General features: G+C 63.8%; 1 protein-coding gene. It reads right to left on the bottom strand.

Going from position 1 to position 1789, the window contains the following annotated elements; translation table 11 throughout:
• Nucleotides 1-228: 228 nt before the first annotated feature.
• A complete protein-coding gene (locus U1E26_12715) occupies nucleotides 229-1557 on the bottom strand; it encodes a hypothetical protein (protein ID MDZ4170494.1) in 1329 nt (442 codons plus the stop codon).
• Nucleotides 1558-1789 lie beyond the last annotated feature (232 nt).

The raw sequence follows: 1789 nt of genomic DNA, 5'->3' as shown, positions 1-1789 counted from the left end.
CTCAAGGAATAGAATCTCGGCGCCTGCAGCATCGGGGGGTGGCTCACCAAACGGCCATCCTGGCTGCTCGCGTTTCTGCGCATACGCGACGACCCAGTCGTCGATACTCACACAACACCACCCTCGGTCCGCCCAACGTGTCAGGCATGAGCGGCGGCCCATGCCTTCCACCAGTCTAGCGCTGACGCCGTCCGCTCGATGCCTTTGTTCGACACGCGATCCTGCAGGCTACCCCGCTGCGGCCTGGGTGAGCGGCCCCGCCGAAGCACCAACCACGTCCACCAACTGACCATCGATGCTGGCAAGGTGCCGGTCGACTAGTTCGGACGCGATGAATCGCTCCCGGAACCCTGTCCAGAGCGTGAGTGCGTCCCGGTAGTAACTGATCAGCAGAGGGAATCCTGCATACCTGCAGATTGGCCCGGTGACCATCGCGGAAACTGGACTGGAAGACCCGAAGATCAGGCGCTCCTCATCGAATGACCCTACGTTCATCGTCACCATCGCGCCTGCACGAGAGACGCGCAATGCAGTCGCGACGACCCAGAAGATCGCGCGCGCGGTTCTTGGCGAAAGCGGCTTGTCGTCCGAGAAGGAATGTACGTTCCACAAGGTGTCCTTGTACGGCTGCACGGCCTCGATGACGTGTCGCAGGGTTTCGTCGAAGCTCTCGCCGTGTCGGAAATCCATCCTTACCGTTTGTGTGGTGGCGATGTTGGCCAACCGGTCGAGATTCGTCCCATTGGCGAACCGCCTGGTGTCGGCAGAGATCGACACGGCCGGCTTCAGGCCCGCTCTCTGAGGGTTGTTCGACTCGACAGCTCTGACAAGGGCAGTGATCAGCGTGTCGTTGACCGTGCCGCCCCTGGCGTGCGCATATGCTCGCAGCGCGGCCACCCGCTCAGACGACAGGGTGAGCGTGCGAACGACGAGGCCGTCTCCCGAGCCTGGCCGCAGCCTCATCTTCCACTGCGACGTGTTCATCATCGAGGGTGGATTCGCCGCCGCCGCATGCTGCTCTGCCGTGAGTGCATTCAACACATCGCTATGGTCGGGGCGCGGCGCCGTCCGCGGGAGCGGCACATAGTCAGGGTCATCCAGCAGTCGAGAGTAGACTTCGGCGAGCATATGCGTGACCTCTTTGGCGCTCCATCCGTCTCCGGCGACGTGGTCGAAGCGCACGCAGAGGTCGTCGCGGTCTTGGGAGCGAAGCAGCAGCACCGCGAACCGGGGGCCCTTCGGGTCAAACGGCGTCCCGTGGAATTCGGCGGAGTCGCGGTCAGGGTCTTCCGAGTCTGTCATCGAGAACGCACTCTGCTCGCCCAGGCCCGTGCAACGAACCCATTCCGCACCGCGTGACTTCCCGTCCCACCAACATCCAAGAACCGGCTCAAGGTCGAGCAGAAGGCGCGACGCCCGCGCCAGAATCTGGGCGTCGAGTCGCTCAGCGAACGACATTCGAGAGCCGAGCACCGTCTCCATCATCGGATCGATCGAGTCGACCATGATGTCGCCGGATGTGGCTGGAAGACTCGCCTGCGAAGCTTCGCTGCTCATGTGATCCCCCGATCACTCGCCGTTGAGCTACGTCTGTCGAACGTGCGGCGCTTCAGCCGCGCCCGCTGACTGACATGGTAGCCGAGGACTGGCGAAGTCGGCTGGAAGCGCTTGTTAGCGTGGCGCCCGCAGGTCATCCGAGCGGTCGCTGATCGCGAAAGACGCGCGCCGAGAGCTCAACCGCCGATGCGTCCGGGACCATACCGCCGAGGACTCCAGGCGCGCGCGACGG

Source organism: Coriobacteriia bacterium, assembly GCA_034370385.1.
In the GTDB taxonomy this organism is placed as follows: domain Bacteria; phylum Actinomycetota; class Coriobacteriia; order Anaerosomatales; family PHET01; genus JAXMKZ01.
The sequence above is the reverse complement of the archived record's forward strand: the minus strand, read 5'-3'. Positions and strand labels throughout refer to the sequence as shown.

Coding starts and splice junctions, on each gene's coding strand:
- U1E26_12715 (MDZ4170494.1), bottom strand. CDS start 1,557: ATGAGCAGCGAAGCTTCGCAGGCGAGTCTTCCAGCCACATCCGGCGAC.